The organism is Pseudescherichia sp., assembly GCF_031998825.1.
Classification (GTDB): Bacteria; Pseudomonadota; Gammaproteobacteria; order Enterobacterales; family Enterobacteriaceae; genus Pseudescherichia.
On the sequence record NZ_DAMACX010000019.1, the window covers coordinates 37,615 to 61,660 of the forward strand.

Annotated in this window: 22 protein-coding genes; 8 read left to right on the plus strand and 14 right to left on the minus strand. The window is 55.9% G+C overall.

The window, feature by feature from the left end; translation table 11 throughout:
• Positions 1 to 23: 23 nt before the first annotated feature.
• Entirely contained in the window at positions 24 to 983 is a 960-nt protein-coding gene (locus tag RTP97_RS10810) for a sensor domain-containing diguanylate cyclase (RefSeq protein ID WP_312413475.1), read from the minus strand.
• A gap of 131 nt (positions 984 to 1,114) precedes the next feature.
• On the opposite strand from RTP97_RS10810, the gene RTP97_RS10815 reads away from it, so the two are divergent.
• Entirely contained in the window at positions 1,115 to 1,729 is a 615-nt protein-coding gene (locus RTP97_RS10815) for a Fic/DOC family protein (RefSeq protein ID WP_312413477.1), read from the plus strand.
• Here RTP97_RS10815 and RTP97_RS10820 read toward each other — a convergent pair.
• The 5 genes from RTP97_RS10820 to pgaA form a co-directional block, all read right to left on the minus strand.
• Positions 1,726 to 1,896, minus strand: a complete 171-nt coding sequence (locus RTP97_RS10820; RefSeq protein ID WP_312413479.1) for a hypothetical protein — start codon at positions 1,894 to 1,896, stop codon at positions 1,726 to 1,728. The genes RTP97_RS10815 and RTP97_RS10820 overlap by 4 nt on opposite strands.
• Positions 1,897 to 2,023: 127 nt before the next feature.
• On the minus strand, positions 2,024 to 2,458 hold the full coding sequence (gene pgaD / locus RTP97_RS10825) for a poly-beta-1,6-N-acetyl-D-glucosamine biosynthesis protein PgaD (RefSeq protein ID WP_312213663.1): 435 nt from the start codon (positions 2,456 to 2,458) through the stop codon (positions 2,024 to 2,026).
• Entirely contained in the window at positions 2,455 to 3,789 is a 1,335-nt protein-coding gene (gene pgaC, locus RTP97_RS10830; protein ID WP_312413481.1) for a poly-beta-1,6-N-acetyl-D-glucosamine synthase, read from the minus strand. Before pgaC ends, pgaD begins: the two co-directional genes overlap by 4 nt.
• Complete coding sequence (gene pgaB / locus RTP97_RS10835) at positions 3,786 to 5,801, minus strand: poly-beta-1,6-N-acetyl-D-glucosamine N-deacetylase PgaB (RefSeq protein WP_312413483.1); 2,016 nt, start codon at positions 5,799 to 5,801, stop codon at positions 3,786 to 3,788. The genes pgaC and pgaB overlap by 4 nt, the downstream gene beginning before the upstream one ends.
• A 9-nt stretch (positions 5,802 to 5,810) precedes the next feature.
• Positions 5,811 to 8,273, minus strand: coding sequence for a poly-beta-1,6 N-acetyl-D-glucosamine export porin PgaA (gene pgaA / locus RTP97_RS10840; protein WP_312413486.1), 2,463 nt, complete (start codon positions 8,271 to 8,273; stop codon positions 5,811 to 5,813).
• A gap of 397 nt (positions 8,274 to 8,670) precedes the next feature.
• On the opposite strand from pgaA, the gene RTP97_RS10845 reads away from it, so the two are divergent.
• The 3 genes from RTP97_RS10845 to RTP97_RS10855 all read left to right on the plus strand — a co-directional run bounded on the left by RTP97_RS10845 (position 8,671) and on the right by RTP97_RS10855 (position 12,312).
• Positions 8,671 to 9,651 carry a helix-turn-helix domain-containing protein gene (locus tag RTP97_RS10845; RefSeq protein ID WP_312413489.1) on the plus strand — a complete coding sequence of 327 codons (981 nt, stop codon included), beginning with the start codon at positions 8,671 to 8,673 and terminating at the stop codon, positions 9,649 to 9,651.
• A gap of 117 nt (positions 9,652 to 9,768) precedes the next feature.
• Entirely contained in the window at positions 9,769 to 10,779 is a 1,011-nt protein-coding gene (gene gap / locus RTP97_RS10850) for a type I glyceraldehyde-3-phosphate dehydrogenase (RefSeq protein WP_312413491.1), read from the plus strand.
• Positions 10,780 to 10,938: 159 nt separating this feature from the next.
• Positions 10,939 to 12,312 (plus strand): hypothetical protein, encoded by a 1,374-nt coding sequence (locus RTP97_RS10855; RefSeq protein ID WP_312413492.1) that lies wholly within the window; start codon positions 10,939 to 10,941, stop codon positions 12,310 to 12,312.
• A 42-nt stretch (positions 12,313 to 12,354) separates the two neighbouring features.
• Here RTP97_RS10855 and aroD read toward each other — a convergent pair whose 3' ends face one another.
• Positions 12,355 to 13,203: a type I 3-dehydroquinate dehydratase gene (gene aroD, locus RTP97_RS10860; protein ID WP_312413494.1), complete on the minus strand. Its 849-nt coding sequence runs from the start codon at positions 13,201 to 13,203 to the stop codon at positions 12,355 to 12,357.
• A 159-nt stretch (positions 13,204 to 13,362) separates the two neighbouring features.
• Between aroD and RTP97_RS10865 the strand changes: the two genes are divergently transcribed.
• Entirely contained in the window at positions 13,363 to 14,445 is a 1,083-nt protein-coding gene (locus RTP97_RS10865; RefSeq protein ID WP_312413496.1) for an aldo/keto reductase, read from the plus strand.
• Positions 14,446 to 14,573: 128 nt separating this feature from the next.
• Here RTP97_RS10865 and RTP97_RS10870 read toward each other — a convergent pair whose 3' ends face one another.
• On the minus strand, positions 14,574 to 15,314 hold the full coding sequence (locus tag RTP97_RS10870; RefSeq protein ID WP_312413526.1) for an ankyrin repeat domain-containing protein: 741 nt from the start codon (positions 15,312 to 15,314) through the stop codon (positions 14,574 to 14,576).
• 254 nt (positions 15,315 to 15,568) lie between these two features.
• Between RTP97_RS10870 and mutS the strand changes: the two genes are divergently transcribed.
• Together mutS and RTP97_RS10880 are read left to right on the plus strand one after the other, a co-directional pair.
• Positions 15,569 to 18,130, plus strand: coding sequence for a DNA mismatch repair protein MutS (gene mutS, locus RTP97_RS10875; protein ID WP_312413498.1), 2,562 nt, complete (start codon positions 15,569 to 15,571; stop codon positions 18,128 to 18,130).
• A gap of 62 nt (positions 18,131 to 18,192) precedes the next feature.
• Positions 18,193 to 18,621: an OsmC family protein gene (locus RTP97_RS10880; protein WP_312269429.1), complete on the plus strand. Its 429-nt coding sequence runs from the start codon at positions 18,193 to 18,195 to the stop codon at positions 18,619 to 18,621.
• Between the two features lie 159 nt (positions 18,622 to 18,780).
• Here RTP97_RS10880 and rpoS read toward each other — a convergent pair whose 3' ends face one another.
• A complete protein-coding gene (gene rpoS, locus RTP97_RS10885) occupies positions 18,781 to 19,773 on the minus strand; it encodes an RNA polymerase sigma factor RpoS (protein WP_312213682.1) in 993 nt (330 codons plus the stop codon).
• 121 nt (positions 19,774 to 19,894) lie between these two features.
• Entirely contained in the window at positions 19,895 to 20,998 is a 1,104-nt protein-coding gene (nlpD, locus tag RTP97_RS10890; protein ID WP_312413528.1) for a murein hydrolase activator NlpD, read from the minus strand.
• On the opposite strand from nlpD, the gene RTP97_RS10895 reads away from it, so the two are divergent.
• Positions 20,904 to 21,104: a hypothetical protein gene (locus RTP97_RS10895; RefSeq protein WP_312213684.1), complete on the plus strand. Its 201-nt coding sequence runs from the start codon at positions 20,904 to 20,906 to the stop codon at positions 21,102 to 21,104. The genes nlpD and RTP97_RS10895 overlap by 95 nt on opposite strands.
• 54 nt (positions 21,105 to 21,158) lie before the next feature.
• Here the strand turns inward: RTP97_RS10895 and RTP97_RS10900 are convergent, their stop codons facing one another.
• The 4 genes from RTP97_RS10900 to ispF are packed head-to-tail and all read right to left on the minus strand — an operon-like array spanning position 21,159 to position 24,046.
• Positions 21,159 to 21,785: a protein-L-isoaspartate(D-aspartate) O-methyltransferase gene (locus RTP97_RS10900; RefSeq protein ID WP_312213686.1), complete on the minus strand. Its 627-nt coding sequence runs from the start codon at positions 21,783 to 21,785 to the stop codon at positions 21,159 to 21,161.
• Entirely contained in the window at positions 21,779 to 22,540 is a 762-nt protein-coding gene (gene surE, locus RTP97_RS10905; RefSeq protein WP_312213688.1) for a 5'/3'-nucleotidase SurE, read from the minus strand. Before surE ends, RTP97_RS10900 begins: the two co-directional genes overlap by 7 nt.
• Positions 22,521 to 23,570, minus strand: a complete 1,050-nt coding sequence (truD, locus tag RTP97_RS10910) for a tRNA pseudouridine(13) synthase TruD (RefSeq protein ID WP_312413503.1) — start codon at positions 23,568 to 23,570, stop codon at positions 22,521 to 22,523. Before truD ends, surE begins: the two co-directional genes overlap by 20 nt.
• Positions 23,567 to 24,046, minus strand: coding sequence for a 2-C-methyl-D-erythritol 2,4-cyclodiphosphate synthase (ispF, locus tag RTP97_RS10915; protein ID WP_312227766.1), 480 nt, complete (start codon positions 24,044 to 24,046; stop codon positions 23,567 to 23,569). The genes truD and ispF overlap by 4 nt, the downstream gene beginning before the upstream one ends.

Consider the following 24,046-nt stretch of genomic DNA (forward strand, 5'->3'; position numbering starts at 1 on the left):
CTGGCCCCCTAACCTTATTCTAATCAACGTCCCTTGCGCTTCTCGGAATACATTACCGTGTCGGCGTCTTTTAGCATCTCAACGAGATCGGCATATTTATCCGCATCGCTGTTAAGCATCCCATAGGCGTAATTAAGCGGGTATTTTTTACCCACGTTGAGATACCAGTCATCTATTTTGCTTTGCAGATTAAATAAGAAAGCATCGGCATCATTCTGGCCATTATTTGCCAGCAGCACGGCAAAACCGCTGCTCTCTACACGCCCGCAGACGTCACCACCTTTCATGCAGCTATTAAGACATTTGGCGAAAGCGCGCAGAGCGTTATCCCCCTCGGCATGACCCCAAATATCGTTAAGCGATTGCAGATCCTCGACCGCAAAATAGAGCAGGCTAAAGGGTATATTGTTCCGGGTCATCTCGCCAAAGCGTTTATCGCCTATCTGGAAAAAACCACGTCGGTTGGGCAACTCAGTGAGTTTATCAGTCATTGCCATATTGATAATAACGAACTCATCTTCGACAATCGCGCCCAGATCGAGCAGCAGATTAATCTCTTCGGAGGTGAAATCCCGTGGCTTATTGTCAATCAGGCAGATGGTTCCCGCGATCGAGCCGTCGGGCAGACGCACCGGACAGCCTGCGTAGAAGCGTACAAAGGGCTCATCGAGTACCAGAGGGTTATTTTCGAAGCGCTCATCTTTCAGCGTGTCCTTCACAATCATAATGCCCTGCAGCAGGATCGCATGGGCGCAGAAGGAGACGTTGCGCGACGATTGCCGCATATTCGAGCCATCGCAGGAGATCATCCACTGCCGATCCCGGTCCAGCAGGGTGATTAACGCAATAGGCACATTGAAGGTCGCCTTCGCCAGCCGCGTCAGGCGCAGCAGCCGCTCATCATCATTTTTATCAAGCAGATCCATCATATAGAGCGATTTTAAGCGCTCTCTTTCATTCACAGGTACACCGGGAAATTTCATAGACGCCCTCTCTGGTTTTTAACAATATAACCGAGAAGTACGATTTTGGTAGGGTTGATGCCGATCATGCCGCCAGGCAGTAGAGAGTGAAATGATGTACGGCCCAGCAAGCATAGTAAATAGAGGTTGCGATGAGCCGATACAGCGTTTCACATAGCGAAGGAAGGTATGCCCTTGGGTCCGACGATCTGGTATTACATAATAAGTTAGGTATTACTATTGCTGAAGAGATGGATGGCGCAGAGTTAGTGCTATTAGAACAGCTCTATCGCGCTGTTTTTGAAGAAAGATTTCCAACCGGTAAACTATCCTTCTCCATGATAAAGAACTGGCATCGCATTTGGTTAGGAAATATATATGAATGGGCTGGACAGATAAGAGCGGTAAACATCAGCAAGGGAGGATTTATGTTTGCCCCCGCAGCTCAGCTACCTAAATTGGTAAGCAGCTTCGAAAAAAACTACCTGAAAAAATATACCCCATGCGATGGAATGGACGTCGCCCATCTTGCAGAAGCGATCGCCGTTGTACATGTGGAGTTAATCCTTATCCATCCATTTCGTGAAGGCAATGGCCGTCTGGCAAGGCTGCTTGCAGATGTAATGGCTGTACAGGCAAGTCGTAAGCCATTGAATTATAAAAGTTGGGGGCATAATAAAGCGCACTATATTTCTGCTATTCATGCCGGAATGGTGATGAATTACAGCCCAATGACGCATTGGGTGATGAAAGCGCTAGAGGATTAAATCGCTAAACGTAAATGAGCAAATTTCTTACGCTGGATTTTTAAGGAAGCCTCAACAGATTGTGATGATTGCCCTGTTTCAATGGCCGTTGAGGTCACAACGGTTCGAGTGAGCTGTTCACGCGAAGGTTTCTTGTAAGGCGCAGTGACGTTTTTAACACTATCCATACGGTATCTCTTAGGCAGCGCAATAAAAACTATTATAAGCAAATCCCGTCACGATGTCTGCGAACTTATAGATGAAGTACCTTGCCCAGGTCGCTCTCCCGCGTTCTGGGCAAGGCGCTGAACGGCGTCAGGCAACGCTGGCGATAAGGCCTTTATCCACCTCTGCGCGGCTGATAGCCCCGGTATCATAATGAAACACGGTCAGGACACGGCCGTTGCTCAGATCCTGCACCAGCGCCGGGGCGATGCGGAAGCTGGCGGCCAGCTCGTCACGTCCCAGTCCCGGACGGCGCTTGCGGCGCTCAACGCGGAAACGGATCTGGTTATATTTGGCCCAGCCAATCAGCACCGCCGCGTTGATCAGCGCCACCATCAGGTAGAACGTCACCGTATTCACGGTGGAGAACAGCGGGCCAAAGCCAATAAACGGCGCGTTGGCCAGCGCGGTCATCAACCCAGCATAGACCAGGTAGGAGAACCCCAGCCAGGCAATCAGGGTCAGGGCCACGTCAAAAATACGCGGCATGAGACGGAGTTCAGTAAAAATCAGCGGTTGTTTCATTGGTCATTTCTTCCTATACCACGGTCAGGACTTACCCAGCGTGCTCTGCTGCGCTTACGCATCAGCATCACTTTGGGGAAGGCGACCAGCGTTGTGAACAAACTCAACATCCAATAAACCACCGGGAACCAGATGATCCAGAAGAGCGACGCGCCGATACCTTTTTCATAGCGCCGTTCAATAAGCAAACTGACCAAAAATTGCAGCAGACAAACCACGCCGAGCATTAGCCCGGTGAAAGCCGGTGGGAACAGATGTTGTACATGGAGAGAGTCAGGCATGGGGACAACCAGCCCAACAAGGAACAGCAGGATCGTTACCGCATAGGCAAAGGCCCAGGCCGTCGACAGGCAAAACTCAAGGAATAGCGGCCACATGCGGCGATACTCCCAGGCCCAGAGGCGGCGCATATTAACAATAAAGACTTCTGCCCCACCCTGGGCCCAGCGCAGGCGCTGTTTCCATAACCCTTTCATCGTCTCCGGCATCAGGATCCAGCAGAGCGCACGCGGCTCATAGAACACTGTCCAGTGACGCAGCTGCAGTTTCCAGCTGATATCAATGTCTTCCGTGATCATATCCGGACTCCAGTAGCCTACCTCCGACAGCGCGCGGCGGCGGAAGGCGGCAATCACGCCGGAGACGGTGAACACCTGGCCGTAGACGCGCTGGGTGCGCTTGATCAGGCCGATGATCGAGGAGAACTCGCCAACCTGCACGCGGCCCACCAGCGTAGAGCGGGTGCGGATGCGCGGGTTGCCGGTTACCGCGCCAACACGAGGGTATTGCAGCAGCGGTGCCACCAGGTAGGCCGCGGCGTCGCGATCCAACAGCGCATCGCCATCGATACAGACCAGAAAATCACTCCGCGCTGAAGCCGCACCGGTCTGCAACGCCACCGCTTTGCCCTGGTTCTCCGCCAGATGGATCACCCGCAGGCGCGGATACTCAATGGCCAGCTGATCCAGTACCTCGCCGGTGTTATCCTTTGAGCCGTCGTTGATGGCGATAACTTCAATGTTTTCATAGCGCTGGGCCAGCGCCGCTTCGATGGTCTCCCGCGCGTTCAGTCCCTCGTTGTAGCAAGGCACGAGGATGGAGATGAGCGGGTTCCCCTCCAGCTCTGGCGCTGGCGTATTTGGCCCCCAGGGCCAGTGACGCTCCCGATGGAACCAGAAGTAGAGCCCGCCGCTCATCCATAACGCTGACATAAACAGCGGCCAGAAGAAGACGAAGTTCAGGATCATGTCGCCGGTGAAAATAGCGGCCACCCCCAGCGGGAAGCTGAACATCAGGCACAGTATGAGAAACGCTACAATGCGATCGGTCATTTTTGTGGATACCAGTATGATGAGAAGGCAGAGCGGATCTCAGACATCTCGGGTTGATCGTTAAGGAAATCGTCAGGGTAGTAACCGTAGCTATCCGCACCGCTCAGCTTGAGCTGGCGCATCCACTCGGTCATTTGTTTGCCACTGATATCTTTCTCTTTCGCGTCAGCACGCCAGTCCTGCGCCTGCAGTTCGAAGACGGTCTTCTCCAGCGCGCCAGGGCGTTGGCCGACAATTTTCACCATTCTGTCCAGCCAGGCGTTGTCCTCGCCCTCCGGTACCCCTTCCATCCACGGCATCGCCATCGGTGCCGTCCAGTCGTAGGTAGTCAGGAAGTCGTCGAGGTTCTGCGCAAACCAGGCTTCGCTCTCCGGCTCCATGATGGGCGGAGCGTAGATGTTGCGGGCGGTTTTCACCTGTGGCCCACGAATGGCGCGAACCGACTCGGTGAGATCGCGGGTAAAGTCGATCAGCGTCTTGCTCTTAAAGCGCGTCCAGCGTTTGAAGGTCTCTGGATTGCTGCGGATCTCCTCGATGCTGCCTGGGAAGCCAGCGGCCTTGTAGGCGCGCAGGGCATCCGGCGAGGCGTCCTCGAAATCGCTCAGGAAAGCGTCATCGTGGAACAGCACGCCGTTGAATGCGGCACCTTTCGCCAGATCTTCGTAGATTTCAGTGATACGCCTGCGGGCCTCCGGGTTCCACGGCGAGAGACGCACGTACTGCTTACGCTCTACCGCGCTGCGGTTGGTTTCCGGGTTCCAGGCCGTGACAAGCGGTAGCGGATCGTCCATCTGGAATGCCAGCACCGGCATCCAGGCGTACACTTTCACCCCACCGCGGCTCTGCAGCTGCCAGGAGATAAAGTTGAACAGATCGGAACGCATCGGCAGCCAGCGGTTCGGGAAGTAGAGCTCGTGAATGTTGCCGTCGCCCTTGGGATCGGCATACGCCTGCAGGAAGACATGGGAGATCTTCATGTCGTAGACGCGCTGGATCAGCATGTCGATGTTACGTCGCTGCTGCGCCGGATCCTTGTCATAGACATAGTCCAGATCGATATGCATCACGCGCATGTTCTGCTTCTCACGCACCTGGGCAACCTGGCTGGCAAAGGTTTTCAGCGAAGGGTTGTTGGTGATCAGGATGCGCGGGATATCCTCCAGGTTAGCGGCGTTGGCCAGCCCCTCGTTGAGGGTAAAGGCCATCCGGTAGCCGTGCTGATGGATCAGCTTCAACGAGGTCCCGTTGGCGGCACCGTAGGGCCAGACCCAGGCACGAGGCGCTTTGCCGGTCACCTCGGTGATTTTTTTAGTCACCAGGTCGAGATCCTTGTTGATGCGTGCCTCATACTCCTCGTCGGTTTCATACTTGCCGGTGGCCTTGATATAGGCCCGGTTGGCAATCGCCGGCTCCTTGCTGCCCTGCGGGTTCGCCTGAATGCCGTAGTGCGAGGCCCAGGTGTGCGCCCCCACCTCTACCAGCGGCGACTCGCCCATCTCCTTCACCATCTGCCAGGTGGCGAACTTGTCACGCGCCGTTTTCAAGCCGCCGAAGTCGATGGGCTGATTGGCTGGGGCATCAACCCAGCTGCCTACCGGGGCCCATACCGCAGGCCAGTTGTAGGCTTTGAGGATCGGCCAGACGCGGGTGTAGAAGCTGCTGTAGCCATCGTCAAAGGTCAGCATTACCGCTTTTTGTGGCAGGGTAATTTTGCCGTCGTGGGCGTCCAGCACCTGCTGCGCGGTAACAGGTTGATACCCATTGTCACGCAGCCAGGCGATCTGATCGTTTAACGCGCTGGTCCGGACGGAGAGATAGCGCTGGTCCGCAGCGCCATCCTCAACGTCGTGATAGCCCAGTACCAGGAAACTGTTTTTTGGCCAGGCCTGATCCGCGTTCAGCGGCGGTCTGGCAGAAGGTGGAAGATAGCCCGGCTTCTCAGCACTGCTACAGGCGGTGATGAGCATCCATCCGGCGATGAGTGTTGCGGCTCGCAGCCATTTATTAAACATGACCTGTCCTCAGAACCTGACATTCAAATCAAATGCGAGGGAGATATTCCGCTCACGCTTACCGTCATAGGGACGTTTATCCCAGGTCAGCATCAATCCGCCGTCCACGACGTTGTTCCACTGAACCCGTTGTCCATACCCAAATTGGTTTATTGCCCCGACGCTGTGGCCCTTCTGCCAGTAAGCACCGGCCCCAACAGCAATCTCCTGTTTCCATACCGTGTCGTAGTGCTGATACATCACGTGCTCGCCGGTCAGCGCCGGTACGACAGAGAGATCGCGTTTCGGGTTGTAGTAGAAGACATCCTCCTTGGTGTTGGTGCTGCCGCTAATGCCCGGCGTGAAGTCGAGGGTAAAGCGCGGGGTTGTCCACAGCCGCTCTTTACCGCTCAAACCGTATTCAATGCGATCGTTATCATCAGAGAAGTGTGAGGCGGCGAAGGTAAGCTGGTACTCACGACGCTCGGTCTGGTGCCAGCGCAGAAAGAGATCGCCGCCGTTGGCGTAAACGTTGTTACGCAGGGCGCGCAGCGGCGTATTGCGCGACAGCCGCTCCACATTACCGCCCAGCCGCCAGTTGTCATTGAAGTCATGCCAGGCCGACAGGCGTCCGCCCGTCTTCTGCCCGTCACCGTAGTTACGCGTCGATACTTCCATCTCGGCCCAGTAGTCACGCGCCGTCCATTCGGCACCAACGCCGAGATCGCGGTTGATCCCCTTGCCCTCTTCAAATTCACCGCTGGCGAAGTTGTAGGCTGTGAAGAGCCGCCAGTTATCGCCGATCGGCGGGCTGTAGAGCGCCGAGTTGAAGATGAAATCGTGCTGGCCGCTCACCGGGCTGTCAGAGGAGATCCCCTGCGAGCCGTTGATCCGCAGTTCGGTCTTCTTGTGTACGTCGCGGGCGCGGGCGAGACGCAGGGAGGATTCGTCATCCGGGCTGCGCTTTATCACATCGTTGGTCAGCTCGTCGGCCTGCCGCCACTCCTGCAGCTCAAGGGCGTTCCAGGCCTGCTGTTTCTCCAGCTCCAGGTTGCTCGGTTCGATAACCTCCGCCAGCTTCAGCTCGTGTTCGGCCTGGCGCGGCAGGCCACGGGCGAGCAGCACCGAGGCGTAGGTGACGCGCAGCGCCTGGTTACCGGAGCCGGTACGTGCCAGCCACTCGGCGCGTTTCTGCGCCTCCGGCAGGTTATTGGTCTCGATCTCATACTGGGTGAGCAGGGTCTGGCCCAGCAGCCAGCTATCGTTAGGCTGCGGCACGGGGGAACCCAAAACCCGGGTCAGGTAGGGGCTTTGTTTGATCAGATCGTCAACCTGGCGTTTCGCCGCCGGGTAGTTGCCGCTGTCGATATGAGCGTAGAAGAGGTCCTGCTGATCGTCTTCGGTAAGCGGCGTCGCCGGAATTGGGCCGTTGGGATAGTAGATCGCCATCAGCATCTCTTCGGCTTTCTGCGGATCTTTTTCTGCCAGGTAAGCCGAGGCCACCCAGCGCTTGGCATAGTTCGGGATCGGCTGGCCGTCGGCGGAGAGTGACTCATACTCCCGGACGGTCTCTTTAGTGCGCTTGCGGATCACGAGTGCCCCCAGCCGGTCGATACGGGCGCGACGCACGTCGGCCTGCGCCGAAGGATCGTCCTTCCAGGCGGCAAGCAGCGCGTCGTAGCGGGCAATGGCTTTATCCGCGACGAGGAAGCGCTCCTCTTCGTTACGGGTAGGGGTAAACGCCGAGCGCACGGTCTGCGCGACCGCGTCCAGCTCAAGGCGTCGTTCAAGCGGGCCGGAAGCCGCTGACGGCGGCGTCAGGTCCAGTGCCGGACCGGCGATGCGGTTAGCAGACAGCACCGCCAGCTTGGTGTCCCGGGCACTTTTGTTCTGCGGATCCAGAGCCTCAGCCCGGCTGGTCGCCAGCAGCGCATCCCAGTTTTTACCCTGCGAGTGGTAGACGTAGGCCACCAGCGCATCACGCTCGGCTCCCGGCTCTTCCGCCGCCCATTTATTGGCTTCGGTGATCGCCTGCTCGTTACGGCGGGCATCGGCGAGGGTCATGATCCAGCCGGTGCGCGCGTCAGCATTCTTTGGATCTTCCTTGAGGACGTTCTCCCAGACGGCCAGCGACGCATTCCAGTTTTTCTGGTTACGCAGCGCCCGGGCAACCGCAATCCGCCCGCGAGCCGGAACCTGGAGGCGATCCTGATAGCGCTGCCAGATGCGGATTGTCTCGGCATTGTCATCTGCCCAGGCGGTAACCTGCAGCCAGTCAGCCACCTGATCGGGCGTGAGCGGCGTCTGCTGTTCCTGAGCTTTTAAGTAATTCAGCAGCGGCGCTCGCTCTCCATCACGCGCCTGTACAATCAGGGCATCGTATTCAGGAGAGGCTCCGTACGCCAGCGTCGGCAGAATAATGCTTGCAGTAAATAAGCACGTTCCGGAACGAAAGCGTTTTACTAAATTGTTACGTCGGTGAATGCTGAACATAGCTGTGCTGTCCTTATTTCCTTATGCCGGAATAAATAAGCATTATCATTAATATGCTGCTGCAATAAGCGAGGGGCATCCCCGCACATCACGGTAATTTATTAGCTTTCACATAAAATTAATTTAAGTTAATACTTTCTTCGTATTTCAATGATTTCCAGAGTGTATTAAGGCACGGTTCAATAATAAGATTTCGATGTGTGCAAACGTTAGCAGCGGAATATTTTTTTTGCCATCACTGTTAAACAGGTCACGTTAAAAAAAACATTTTAACACCGCTTTTTCTAATACTTTTGGCGTTTAATTCTTCCATCAAGCATGAAATAGGTAAAGTGCGCTACTTCTATCTGTGCAGGTAAAAGTTGACTTATTTCATAAAAAGGGTACTTTTCAGGACATGAAATCATTCCTTATTATTGTCCCTGATGGCGGGATGTTATTTGAGGCCGCAGGTATAGCCGATATTCTGATGCACGCTAACCGCCTGCATCTGGAAGGGTTTTCCACTGCCCGCTATCGGATAGACATCGCGACTACCCAGCCTCATCAGGTTATACATGGTCAGTCGGGCTTAAATCTGCTGGCGGACTTCAGGCTGGTTGATCTCGATTATGCCGAGCCGCGGGATACCATTATGGTCACTGGCAAAGGCATGAACGAACAGGAGAATAGCGCGGTAGTGGACTGGCTACGCCTGGCAGCGCCCCACGCGCGCCGGGTGGTCTCTATTTGCGGCGGCGCGCTCCTGCTGGCTCAGGCAGGCCTGCTGGATGGTCGCCGGGCGACAACCCACTGGCGGCGGCTGGAGGAGATGCAGTCCCGCTATCCGCTGGTCAGGGTGGAGGGTGGGCCGCTCTATATCCAGGATGGCCATGTCTGGACCTCTGCGGGGGTTAGCTCCGGCTTTGACCTCACGCTGGCGCTGGTGGAAGAGGACTATGGCTTTACGCTTGCCCGCGACGTTGCTCAGGATCTGGTGATGTATCTGCGCCGTCCCGGCGGACAGATGCAGTTCAGCCGTTTCCAGCTGCTTGATGCCGACGGTCCCGGTCCCATTGGCGAGGTGCAGCGCTGGATCCAGCAGAACCTGACCGCCGATCTGTCGGTAGAGGCGCTGGCGGATCGGGCGGCGATGAGTCCCCGCAACTTTACTCGCGTCTTTACCCGTGAAACGGGAACAACACCTGCACGCTATGTGGCAGAGGCGCGTCTGGCCGCCGCCAGAAACCGTCTTGAGCAGACCATGGATACGCTGGAGCGCGTGGCGGTCGCAACCGGGTTTGGTAGCAGCATCAATCTACGCAGAATTTTTGAAAAGCAGCTCAAGCTCACCCCAGGCGAGTATCGCCAGCGCTTCCACAGCCGTAAGATGGCGTAAAGTGATCCTTTTTTGTCATTTACGCCATAACGGACGCAGCCTACTCTGATTCCAGGTTCTGATTCCAGGTTCTGATTCCAGGTTCTGATTCCAGTTACAGCATAACAGGAGTACATCATGGTTAAGGTCGGTATTAATGGCTTCGGCAGGATCGGTCGCAACGTGTTACGTGCCGCGTTAGGTAATGCAGAAATTGAGATCGTGGCAATTAACGATCTAACGGACAGCAAAACCCTGGCGCATCTGTTAAAGCATGACTCGCTGCTGGGCACGCTCTCCGTGCCGGTCGAGGCGGCGGAAGGTGAACTGAAGGTTGACGGTAAATCCGTAAGGGTCTTTTCCGAGCGCGATCCGGCGAATATTCCCTGGGCCAGCGTTGGCGTCGAGATTGTGATTGAGGCCACCGGCTTCTTTACCGATCGCGAAAAGGCGTCGGTGCATATCACCAGCGGCGGCGCGAAGCGGGTGATCATCTCTGCCCCTGGCAAAAACGACGATCTCACCATCGTGCTGGGGGTCAACCACGACAGCTACGATCCGCAGAAACACATTGTCGTGAGCAACGGCAGCTGCACCACCAACGGGCTGGCCCCCGCCGCCCAGGTGCTGCATCAGCGCTTCGGCATTGAGCATGGCCTGATGAATACTACCCACGCCTACACCAACAGCCAGGCGCTGCACGATCAGCCGGAGAAAGATCTGCGCGGGGCACGTGCTGCGGCCCTCTCCATCGTTCCCTACTCCAGCGGCGCGGCGAAGGCGCTGGGGCGCGTGATCCCTGAACTCGAAGGCCGTCTTACCGGCTACTCGCTGCGTGTGCCGGTGCCGGTGGTATCGATTGTCGACCTGACCGTGACCCTGAAGCGTGACGTGACCGTGGATGAGGTCAACGATGCCTTCCGTCAGGCCGCCGCCGAGGGTCCGCTGAAAGGCATTCTTGGCTACAGCGACGAGCCGCTGGTCTCCAGCGACTACCAGGGCGATCCGCGCTCCTCGATTATCGACGGCCTCTCTACGCTGGTTATCGGCGGGAACCTGGTCAAGATCCTCGCCTGGTACGACAACGAGTGGGGCTTCTCCAACCGTCTGGTCGACCTTGCGAAGCTGATGGCGCAGCGCGGTTTATAGTCGTTGTTTATAAATGCAAAAGCGGCCCTGTTTTATTAGGGCCGCTCCTTATTAGAAGTGCTTATTACTGATTGCTGTCAGTCAATAAAGAGAGAGTCGCTTCACTTTTTGTGCGTAGCATTAGTTTTTTAATCTACTCAACAAAACGTGAGGTTTATTATGGCTAATATTACGTTATACACTGAAACAGATTACCAAGGCGAAAGCCTTACAGTACCGCTCCACACGTTTATAGAGGTTTATGTTGATTCCGTGTGGTTATTTAGTTCGGCAAAGCTTAACGGTAATAAGTTAAGGGTAGGAGCAAACTTCTCAGAATTCAAACCTATTGCTAAAGAAGAGACGTACGTCAGTGAAGATGTCCCTAACTTGGCAGAACTCGTCCATCTGCGCGACGATTTACATCGTGTCTTGATACATCCTATAAGTAAGGAGGATATTATTGTAAGCATGGATGTTCATAATTACATGCGTGGTTTGATGACCCTGGCGACAAGTGCCGTTACCGAAAAAGATAGTTACGTTTATGGTGAAAGCTATGAAAATTATACTTTAGATTCTATTCGGGCGACGCTAGCAATTATCGACCCGGCATACCCTGACGTTGAGGTCCCTTTGATTGTTGAGTCAACAGCACTACTTTTTGTAGACAAAACAACCATAGAGTATATTAATAATGCTCAAGTCGCTCTTTCATATTCATCGGAAAATAGTACGCTTGACGTGACTGTCACTTCCAATCCTCTATTAAACCCAGTAACATACACAGTTGAAAAAATAGATAAGCAACATTTCCTCATCCACTTTACACTTGTGACCGAAAATTACGCCCATGTCTTTTTACATACAAAAGAAGATTATGGCGATCTAAATATAATGTTAGCGAACGGCATTTCTATCTCTCCCAGAGATGCTGAGGGTAACTGGCAGTACACATCTCTCGAAATAATAAGCAATTATCATTACAATTTAGCTATGCTATGGACGGAGTATCCTGAAGAAGGTATAGGCTATGATTTCAACCAGTATAGAAGCCATGTCTCAACTACGTCGTTACCGGTATTGCCCGCTATTTTTGATGGCGATAGTTCTCCTCAAGTGACATGTGCCTTCAATACAGATATATTACCCGTATTTCTTCGCCCAATTAATGCTGAGTCAGCGGATGACTGGAAATCTTTCGTAATTGAAAGCTCATATTCCTCGCATCTCCTTATTCATATGCATACACCAACCACTTATAATTTGTTTTGCTCTAACAATCCTGACGCTCTGCAGGAAAGCGTTATGTGTATTATCAGCCAGAATAACTTCTATACTGATTTTGACTCCTGTACCCTACGCTACGGTACCTTAAGCGCCGATGGTGCAACGGTGACATGGAGCGGCGAGACAGCGATGAATATTGAGTATGGCGCAGCCGATAATTTAATTGTATCGCTTGCAGAGGATGCGCCTGCAGGCTGGGAGATTACGTCAGTGACCAGAGGCGAAGATGGCTGGTATGTAGACATTACCGGTACGGCGTCTTAAGCGTTAAGCACCAGGGAGCCCGCTCAGGCTCCCTGGCCCTCTTTAGCCGCCAGTATTTGCTTTATGCAGCGCCGCCATCGTCTGGTGCAGTACCTTCACATCAATCTGACCCGGCGCGGAGGCACTGCCCATGCTGCCAAAAGTCAGGTTGCTGCCATAGATTTCACCAGACAGGCGGGTTACCGTCCCCTGCCCGCCCATTGCCATCGTCAATAGCGGCTTATCGCTGCGCTGGCGCATCTGCCATGTGATGCTGGTCAGCCGGTTAACATCCTCTGGCGTTTTGGGCATCACCGCCAGCTTGAGCACGTCCGCGCCGTACTGCGCCTGCTGCGCCAGGCGTTGCAGCATCGCTTCATTGGTCGGGGTGCCGTGGAAGTCGTGATAGGACACAATGGTCGCCACACGGTGCTGATGCGCCAGGTCAATCAGCTTGCGTACTTCTGCCTCGCCAATGCGCATCTCAATGTCGATCAGGTCGGCAAAACCGGCCTTTAGCCACTGCTGATAAAGTTCGCTGTAGCGAGACTCATCAGGCGCTTTCTCGCCCCCTTCGGACTGGGTGCGGAACGTCAGCAGCAGCGGTTTGCCGTTAAGCGCCTTATGCACGGCCTGACCCAGCGCCGTGACCTTTGCCGCATCGGTGGCGAAAGCTAACTTATCAACGCGCAGCTCGAGAATGTCGGCTTCAGGCGTCTGCGCAACCTGTTCAGCTTCTTTTAGCACCGTCGCTTCATCCTCACCCGAGGTTGAGACAATAATCGCCGGCTGGCCTTGTCCAATGGTCAACTTACCTACCTGTAAAGAGTGAACGCGCTCCTCCGCATTTACGCTGCCAGAGCAAACAGACACGGCCATCGCCATGATTAACGCCATCGGTGCTTTCAACATCAAACCCTCGCTACGGTGAACAGAAGTGAGTTTTAAGATCTAGTTCACACTTTTGTATGAGGCAAACGGCAGATGCGGATTAATCCTGGTCAGTTTGCACATCGACCCAGCGGCTTCTACCTTTTGTTACTTGTAACGTTGAAAACAAGAGGAGATATCATGCAGTACAGGAAACTGGGACATTCAGGCCTAATGGTATCTGAGATCGCGCTGGGCACGCTCACCTTTGCCGGCAAGGCTGGCTTTGAAAAAACGGGCAACGTCGGTGTCGCACAGGCGCGCCGGTTCATCGATATCGCCCTCGATCGCGGGGTGAATATCATCGATACGGCCGATCTCTACTCGGCGGGTGGGGCTGAAGAGGTGGTAGGCGAAGCGCTGGGCGAGAACCGCAACCGGGTGGTGCTGGCAACCAAGGCCCGCAGCCCAATGGGTGACGGCCCAAACGACAGCGGGGCCAGCCGGTTCCATCTGATCAAAGCCTGTGAAGATAGCCTGCGCCGGTTGAAAACGGATCATATCGATCTCTATCAGATCCATAACTGGGATGGTATCACCCCACCGGAAGAGACGCTGCGTGCGCTTGAGGAGTTGGTCAAGAGCGGTAAGATCCGCTACTTCGGTACCTCCAACTATACCGCCTGGCAGATGATGAAAACCCTCGGTACCGCCGAGGTAAACAAGCTTATCCGCCCTATTAGCCAGCAGATCTACTACACGCCAGAGTCCCGCGAGGCAGAGTTCGAGCTGCTGCCGATGGCGCTGGATCAGGATATCGGCACCCTGATTTGGGGACCAATGGGTGAGGGGCTGCTCACCGGCACGGTGCGCAGAGGCGTCAAAACGCCAGAGACCTCGCGCCAGGGCAACGGCTGGCCGGAACCCTACGTGCACGATATGGAGCACGCCTATGACGTCATTGATGTGCTGGCCGACGTTGGCAAGGAGCTAAATGCTTCCGTGGCGCAGGTGTGCCTGGCCTGGCTCTCATCCCGTCCGGGCATCACGTCGTTAATCGTCGGCAACCGCACCGAGGAGCACCTGCGGGAGAACCTGGATGCCGTGGAGCTTTCGCTTAGCGACGAGCAGCGCCAGCGTATTGAGCAGGCCACGCGCCCGGCGCCGCGCTACCCCTACTGGCACCGCTTCACCAGCGGCATGGACCGCCTCGACCCGGCGGAAAAGCCTTTCCTTAATGAGTACCAGCAGACGCTGGATGCGAGAAAGGATTTAGAAAGGTAAATTTAATATCAGCCCCGCCATGGATCGGCAGAGGCAATACAGATCACATCCATAGCGCACCAAAAGAGGACTTTATCTTTTCTACTCATACTCATTAACCGCTTCCTGTTATCACAGTATCTATAAAACTAATGAGAGAGTGACTCGGTTGGTCGAACAGGAGGCGAAGGTGGCCACTTTCCACCATGTTGGATCAGCTTCTCTTTTATTTTGATCAAATCTTGATAGTGTTTACTGCCTTCTTTCGCACCATGCAAAAGGCGCTGTAGTTGGTTACCCATCGTCCAGCCGACGTCGCTACGGATCTCAGGATTGGCTCCGCGATCCAGCAATAACAGGACATGGTCATGCTTGCCATAATCCAATGCATAGATCAGCAGCGTATTTCCTGCCGAGTCGGTAACGTTAATATTGGCCCCGCGATCTAGCATCACTTTCAGCGTCTCGGTATTTTTTGCCTTAAGCGTTTCCAGTATGATGGGATCGTGATGCACTTTATCTTTTGCATCAGGCGATAAGCCTCCGTCAAGCAGCGCGCTAATCCAGTCTCCACTGTCACCTTGCAGAACAAATTCAGCCGGGCTGCTTCCACCGGCCGGGCGAGGCTGAAGCGGATCCGCCCCCGCCTTCACCAGTTCAGTAATGATTTCTAACTGGGGTGCTGTTTTTTTAGCGTTTATGGCATTGCTAAGCGCCCAGAACAGCAGCGTCATATCTTGCTGTCCGGGTTTGTTAAGATCGGTTTCTGGCGCGAATTTTTTTACCTCGTCAACTTCGCCGCGCTCGATTGCTTTTGCCATAACGAGCTGCTGGCCGCTGAAGTAATCTTGCGGATCCAAATCCCCGGTTTGCTTACATCCCTGAATCATAAACGTAAACAACAGCGCAAGGCTGAATGAAAAAAACGTCTTCACACACGACTCCTGATTTTCCATTACTCCTGCTAAATTCCCAGCGCGTATGATGCGCCTCCGCTTTTTCAAAACTTGAAGGGGGCTCGTGAAGTTCTCTATCGTTGCTTTCCAGTGAATGCTCATCTCCGTTATCATATCTCCCTATCAGATATTTAAGTCAACGAAACGACCCTTGCCTCATTTAAAATCAGGGAACTGGACATAACTTCATGAGTACACTTGAGAATTTCGACGCCCACACGCCCATGATGCAGCAGTACCTGAAGCTGAAAGCCCAGCATCCGGACATCCTGCTCTTCTACCGGATGGGCGATTTTTATGAGCTGTTCTATGACGATGCGAAACGTGCCTCGCAGCTGATGGACATCTCCCTGACCAAACGCGGGGCCTCGGCGGGGGAGCCTATTCCGATGGCGGGCGTGCCGCACCATGCAGTAGAGAACTATCTGGCGAAGCTGGTTAGCCTCGGCGAGTCGGTGGCAATCTGCGAGCAGATTGGCGATCCGGCCACCAGCAAGGGGCCGGTTGAGCGTAAGGTGGTACGCATCGTAACCCCCGGCACCATCAGCGACGAAGCGCTGCTGCACGAGCGTCAGGATAACCTGCTGGCCGCCCTCTGGCAGGACAGCAAAGGCTTTGGCTATGCCACGCTGGACATCAGCTCGGGGCGTTTTCGCCTGAGCGAGCCTGCCGATCGCGAAACCATGGCCGCCGAGCTACAGCGTACCAACCCGGCAGAGCTGCTCTACGCCGAAGACTTTGCCGAAACTGCGCTGATTGAAGGGCGTCGCGGTCTGCGCCGTCGTCCGCTGTGGGAGTTTGAGATTGACACCGCCCGCCAGCAGCTGAACCTTCAGTTCGGCACGCGCGATCTGGTGGGCTTTGGCGTGGAGAACGCAACGCGGGGCCTCTGCGCCGCAGGCTGCCTGCTACAGTACGTGAAGGATACCCAGCGTACCTCCCTGCCCCACATCCGGGCGATCACCATGGAGCGCCAGCAGGACAGCATCATCATGGATGCTGCCACCCGCCGCAACCTGGAGATCACCCAGAACCTGGCTGGCGGCATTGAAAATACTCTGGCCTCGGTGCTCGACTGCACGGTCACGCCGATGGGCAGCCGGATGCTCAAGCGCTGGCTGCATATGCCGGTGCGCGATACCAAAACCCTGACCGAGCGCCAGCAGACCATCGCCGCGCTACAGGATGCCACGACCGAGCTACAGCCGGTGCTGCGCCAGGTGGGCGATCTGGAGCGTATTCTGGCGCGTCTGGCGCTGCGCACCGCTCGCCCGCGCGATCTGGCCCGTATGCGTCACACCTTCCAGCAGCTGCCAGCGCTGCGGGAGATGCTGGCCGAGGTCGACAGCGCGCCGGTACAGCGGCTGCGGGAGACGATGGGCGAATTTAGCGAGCTGCGCGAGCTGCTGGAGCGGGCAATCATCGATGCCCCACCGGTGTTGGTGCGCGACGGCGGCGTGATTGCCCCTGGCTACAACGCCGAGCTGGACGAGTGGCGTGCGCTGGCAGATGGCGCAACGGATTATCTCGATAAGCTGGAGATCCGCGAGCGCGAGAAGCTGGGCCTCGACACGCTGAAGGTCGGCTATAACGCGGTGCACGGCTACTTTATTCAGATCAGCCGCGGCCAGAGTCATCACGCGCCCATCCACTACGTACGCCGCCAGACGCTGAAGAACGCCGAGCGCTATATCATTCCCGAGCTGAAAGAGTACGAAGACAAGGTACTGACCTCAAAAGGCAAGGCGCTGGCGCTGGAGAAGCAGCTCTATGATGAGCTCTTTGACCTGCTGATGCCGCACCTGGCCGATCTCCAGCAGAGCGCCAGCGCCCTGGCGGAGCTTGACGTGCTGGTGAACCTGGCCGAACGCGCCTGGACCCTTAACTACTGCTGCCCGACCTTCAGCGATAAGCCAGGCATTCGCATCAGCGAAGGGCGTCATCCGGTGGTTGAGCAGGTGCTGAACGAGCCGTTTATCGCCAATCCGCTGAACCTCTCTCCTCAGCGGCGGATGCTGATCATCACCGGGCCAAACATGGGCGGTAAAAGTACCTATATGCGCCAGACTGCGCTAATAGCGCTGCTGGCCTATATCGGCAGCTATGTCCCGGCGCAAAAGGTCGAGATCGGCCCTATTGACCGCATCTTTACTCGCGTTGGCGCAGCGGACGATCTGGCCAGCGGCCGCTCAACCTTTATGGTAGAGATGACCGAAACCGCCAACATCCTGCATAACGCTACGGAAAATAGTCTGGTGCTGATGGATGAGATCGGCCGCGGCACCTCGACCTACGACGGCCTGTCGCTGGCATGGGCCTGCGCCGAGAACCTGGCGAACCGCATTAAGGCGCTGACCCTGTTTGCTACCCACTACTTTGAGCTGACCCAGCTGCCAGAGAAGATGGAGGGCGTTGCCAACGTGCATCTCGATGCGCTGGAGCATGGGGATACTATCGCCTTTATGCACAGCGTGCAGGATGGCGCAGCCAGCAAAAGCTATGGCCTGGCGGTAGCGGCGCTGGCGGGCGTGCCGAAAGAGGTGATCAAGCGCGCCCGGCAGAAGCTGCGCGAGCTGGAGAGCATTACGCCAAACGCGGCGGCGACCCAGGTCGACGGTACCCAGATGTCACTGCTCGCCCCTCCTGAGGAGGCCAGCCCGGCGGTTGAGGCGCTGGAGAATCTCGATCCCGATACCCTCACCCCGCGCCAGGCGCTGGAGTGGATCTACCGCCTTAAGAATATGCTGTAGTTTTCTGCGGGCCTGACCTGAGCTTCTATACTTAGGTTTTCATCCAAAAAAGGAGCGAATACATGACGATCCATAAGAAAGGTCAGGCACACTGGGAAGGCGACATTAAAGGCGGCAAAGGCACCATCTCTACCGAGAGCGGCGCGTTAAAGCAGCAGCCTTACGGTTTTAATACCCGCTTCGAAGGCGCAGCCGGGACCAATCCGGAAGAGCTGATCGGTGCTGCGCACGCGGGCTGCTTCTCTATGGCGCTGTCATTGATGCTGGGTGAAGAGGGTTATACCCCGGAAAGCATTGATACCACGGCTGACGTATCGCTGGATAAGGTGGACGGTGGCTTCGCGATCACTAAAGTCGCGCTGACCAGCACGGTGAAAGTGCCGAATATCGAAAAAGAGACTTTCGATAAAATCATCAACAAAGCCAAAGCAGGCTGCCCGGTCTCTCAGCTGCTTAAGGCCGAGATCACCCTCGACTATACCCTGAATTAACAGGGACACGCCGGGCGGCGGCGTCGCCTTGCCCGGCCTACAGTAGGCATGGTGCGGTTTTGTAGGCCTGATAAGCGCAGCGCCATCAGGCGTTTTCAGTTCAAAATCACAAAAGAAAAAGGCCAGTCAGATGACTGGCCTTTTTTGGAATGGTGTCGCTTATTCGCGGAACAGCGCTTCGATATTCAGCCCCTGCGTCTGCAGAATTTCACGCAGACGACGCAGACCTTCAACCTGAATCTGACGAACGCGTTCACGAGTCAGGCCAATCTCACGGCCCACATCCTCAAGCGTTGCAGCTTCATAACCCAGCAGACCGAAACGACGTGCCAGCACCTCGCGTTGTTTGGCGTTCAGTTCGAACAGCCATTTGACGATGCTCTGTTTCATGTCATCGTCCTGCGTGGTGTCTTCCGGACCGTTCTCTTTCTCATCGGCCAGGATGTCCAGCAGCGCTTTTTCGGAATCGCCACCCAGCGGGGTGTCTACCGAGGTAATGCGCTCGTTGAGACGCAGCATACGGCTTACGTCATCAACCGGTTTATCAAGCTGTTCGGCAATCTCTTCTGCACTTGGCTCGTGGTCCAGTTTATGGGACAGTTCACGTGCGGTACGCAGATAGACATTCAGCTCTTTAACGATGTGAATTGGCAGACGGATCGTCCGGGTCTGGTTCATGATTGCCCGTTCGATGGTCTGACGAATCCACCAGGTTGCGTAAGTCGAGAAACGGAACCCACGTTCTGGGTCAAACTTCTCAACGGCGCGGATCAGCCCCAGGTTACCTTCTTCAATCAGATCCAGCAGAGCCAGACCACGATTGCTGTAACGACGGGCAATCTTCACGACCAGACGCAGGTTACTTTCAATCATGCGACGGCGTGATGCAACATCCCCACGCAGTGCGCGACGCGCGAAGTAAACTTCTTCTTCAGCCGTTAACAGAGGAGAATAACCAATCTCTCCTAAGTACAGCTGAGTCGCGTCCAGCACACGCTGTGTTGCTCCCTGAGATAACAGCTCCTCTTCAGCTAACTCGTTATCACTGGGTTCCTCTTCATTCAGGACTTTCTCATCGAAAGCCTCAACTCCGTTCTCATCAAATTCCGCGTCTTCATTTAGATCATGAACTTTCAGCGTATTCTGACTCATAAGGTGGCTCCTACCCGTGATCCCTGAACAAAATCTCCATACACCCTTTTCTTATTGGTGGCAGCGGCTTTTGCGCATGCTGCCACGGCAAAGCAAAGGTGAGTATAACGACTTTGCCAAATTATCGCTGCGGCAAATAACGCAGCGGGTTGACGGATTTCCCCTTGTAACGAATTTCAAAATGCAAACGTGTCGAACTGGTGCCGGTGCTACCCATGGTAGCTATCTTCTGCCCCGCCTTGATGTCTTGTTGTTCCCGGACCAGCATTGTGTCGTTATGGGCGTAGGCACTCAGGTAATCATCGTTATGTTTGATGATAATAAGATTACCGTAACCGCGCAGAGCGTTACCGGCATATACCACGCGTCCATCTGCGGTCGCGACGATAGCCTGGCCTTTCGACCCTGCGATATCGATCCCTTTATTGCCACCTTCGGTTGCAGAGAAGTTATCGATAACGTTGCCATCAGTTGGCCAGCGCCAGGATGAAATCGGTGCGCTGGTAGAGGTACTGCTGGCTGTCGGTTCGGTCGTACTAACAGATGGTGCTGTAACAGGCGCTGTGACTACCGTCGCAGGCTTATTGTTAGGCAACATTTTGTTAGCACTCTGTTCACCTGAGTCCTCAGAATACGTAATTGTCGGTTTCGGCGCAACTACTACGGTTGAATTTTGTGCAGGTTGCGTCACGATTCCTTGTGCGGAAGCATCGGCCTGGGTGATTGCGTTACCGCCAGTTATTGGCGTACCGGATGAGTTTCCAACCTGGAGAACCTGCCCGACATTCAGGCCATACGGGGCGGCGACGCCATTTCGCTGGGCCAGATCGCGGAAATCGTTACCAGTTACCCAGGCAATGTAAAACAGTGTATCACCGCGTTTCACAGTGTAAGTGCTGCCGCCGGTATAGCTACCTTTCGGAATGTTCCCATACTGGCGATTGTAAACAATTCGGCCATTTTGCGTCTGCACGGGCTGCGAAATCACCGGTTGCGAAGTAACTGGCTGCGCGGTCGAAGGCTGGATCGTCGTTGGCGGCGCGATAACCGGCTGGACCGGCTGAATTTGCGGAGCCTGCTGCGGCGTGCTGCCCATCTTCGGTGGAGGGGTAATTAACATTCCGGATTCGGTGCTGCTGCCTGATGCGCTGCTGCCGTCTACGGAGCTTACCGGCGCGGGTGGATTACCAGAATTTGAGCATCCTGCCAGCCAGAGCGAAACCAGTGACAATGCCGCAATCCGGCTTAAGGTGAATGTTGGGCTTCCCGTGCTCATTTATCCCCCAAAAATGTATTTACTTGTGCGTGTTGAAAACCGTGGCGTTATTTAACGCCGCCCCACCTTACGCTTAAACTCGCTGAAAACTTTAGGAAAAATCCGGGTCTCAGGCCAGCTCGCCTTTCACCAGCGGGACAAAACGTACGTCTTCCACGGTTTCGATGATAAATTCGCTTCCCCGTCGATGGATGCACTTCAACTGCTGGTGCTCATCGCCCACGGGTAAAACGAGAATGCCGCCGTTATCCAGCTGCGCCAGAAGCGCGGCGGGGATCTCCGGCGGGGCGGCCGTCACGATGATGGCATCAAACGGGGCGCGTGCCTGCCACCCTTGCCAGCCATCGCCATGACGGGTTGAAACATTGTGCAGATCGAGCTGCTTCAGGCGACGACGCGCCTGCCATTGTAAGCCCTTGATCCGCTCGACGGAGCAGACATGGCGCACCAGATGCGCCAGAATCGCGGTCTGGTAGCCTGAGCCGGTGCCGATCTCCAGCACCCTTGAGTCCGGCGTCAGCGCCAGCAGCTCGGTCATACGCGCTACCATATAGGGCTGCGAAATAGTTTGCCCCTGGCCGATAGGTAACGCGACGTTCTCCCACGCTTTGTGTTCAAACGCTTCATCAATAAATTTCTCACGGGGAACCCGTGCGATGGCCTCCAGGACATGCTCATCTTTGATGCCCTGGCTGCGTAACTGATCGAGAAGGGCTTGTACGCGTCTGCTTACCATTGCGTGTTCACTCCGGCACGGCTTAACCAGTCCGAAACAACATCATGCGCGCTGTGTGCGGTGAGATCCACATGCAGCGGCGTTACCGAGACGTAGCCTTCATCCACGGCGGCAAAGTCGGTGTCCGGCCCGGCGTCGTGCTTCTCACCCGGCGGACCAATCCAGTAGAGCGTATTGCCGCGCGGATCCTCCTGCGGGATCACCTTATCCGCGGGATGGCGGCTGCCGCAGCGGGTTACGCGAATGCCTTTGATCTCATCAAGAGGCAGATCGGGCACGTTGATATTGAGGATCCGACCGGTGCGCAGCGGCTCCCGGCTCAGGGCGCGCAGAATTGAGCAGGTCACGGCGGCAGCGGTGTCATAGTGTGTGTAGCCGTTAAGCGAGACCGCCAGCGCAGGAAAGCCAAGATGACGCCCCTCCATTGCTGCGGCCACCGTCCCGGAGTAGATCACATCGTCGCCGAGATTTGGCCCGGCGTTGATCCCGGCAATCACCACGTCCGGACGCGGGCGCATTAGCGCATTGACGCCAAGAAAGACGCAGTCGGTGGGCGTGCCCATCTGTACGGCAATGTCGCCGTTCTCGAAGGTAAACGTACGAAGTGAAGATTCCAGCGTCAGGGAGTTAGAGGCCCCGCTGCGGTTACGATCGGGCGCGACAACCTGCACATCGGCAAATTCCCGTAAAGCATGGGCCAGAGTCTGAATACCTGGCGCATGGATCCCGTCATCGTTACTCAGCAATATTCGCATAATCACCCGATGTATTGATAAGTTCCCTTACAACGCTGGTGGCAAAGCTACCGGCTGGCAGCCAGAAGCGCAGCTCAACGGTGACATCGTCCCACCACTCCCAGCTCAGCTGCTGCGGATAGAGCAGCGCGGCCCGGCGCGAAGCCTCGACTTTTTCGCGCACCAGCAGGGACTGCAGCAGAGGCGAATCGCTCACGGCCGCCTCTTCACGCGCCAGCGCCTCGCGCTGGGTTCCCCACTCGCCGATGCCCGGCAGCGCAGCGGTAATCATCAGCGCTTTGTCATCGACACGCGCCTGCAGCGCCGCCAGCTCTTCCGGCGTCGCCACGAACCAGCTTCCGCGCCCCGCTAATTGTAGCGCATCGCCGTCAACAACTTGATTAAAGTCCGCTTTTTTCAGGCGCTCGCTGACGATCTGATTAAACAACGCGCTACGGGCCGCCGACAACCAAAAACTGCGTTTATTGCGATCGCGCACCGGGGCATCGCTCTGCGCCCAGCGCAGCGCACCATGCAGGTTGCTGCCGCCGATACCGAAACGCTGTGCGCCGAAGTAGTTCGGCACGCCCTGCTCTGCAATGGCACTGAGGCGTGCCTCAACGTCAGCACGATCGCTTACCTCGCGCAGCACCAGCGTAAACTGGTTGCCCTGCAACGCCCCCAGCCGCAGCTTACGCTTGTGGCGGGCGTACTCCAGCACCTTGCAGCCTTCGAGCTGAAAGGCGCTGAGATCCGGCATCTCTTTACCCGGCACGCGGGCGCAGAGCCACTGCTCGGTCACCGCATGCTTATCTTTCTGCCCGGCAAAGCTGATCTCCCGGGCATGGATCTTGAGGAATTTTGCCAGCGCGTCGGCGACAAAGCGGGTATTGCAGCCGGTTTTTAGCACCCGCACCAGAATATGCTCGCCCTCGCCGTCGGGAGCGAAGCCTAAATCTTCTATCACGACGAAATCTTCCGGGTTGGCCTTCAGCAGGCCGCTGCCCTGGGGTTTGCCGTGCAGGTACGTCAGCGCGTCAAACTCGGTCATTTAGCCGCCTTATTCAACAGCGCCACGGCTTCACAGGCGATGCCTTCGCCGCGCCCGGTAAAGCCCAGCTTCTCGGTGGTGGTGGCCTTAACGTTGACGTCGTCCATGTGGCAGCCGAGATCTTCGGCAATAAATACGCGCATCTGCGGTATATGCGGCAGCATTTTCGGTGCCTGGGCGATAATCGTCACATCAACGTTGCCAAGGGTATAGCCTTTCGCCTGGATACGACGCCAGGCCTCGCGCAGCAGCTCGCGGCTGTCTGCGCCTTTAAATGCCGGATCGGTATCCGGGAAGAGCTTGCCGATATCCCCCAGCGCCGCCGCGCCAAGCAGCGCATCGGTTAAGGCATGCAGGGCTACGTCGCCATCGGAGTGCGCCAGCAGGCCTTTCTCATAGGGAATACGTACGCCGCCGATGATAATCGGGCCTTCGCCACCAAAGGCGTGTACGTCAAAGCCGTGTCCAATACGCAT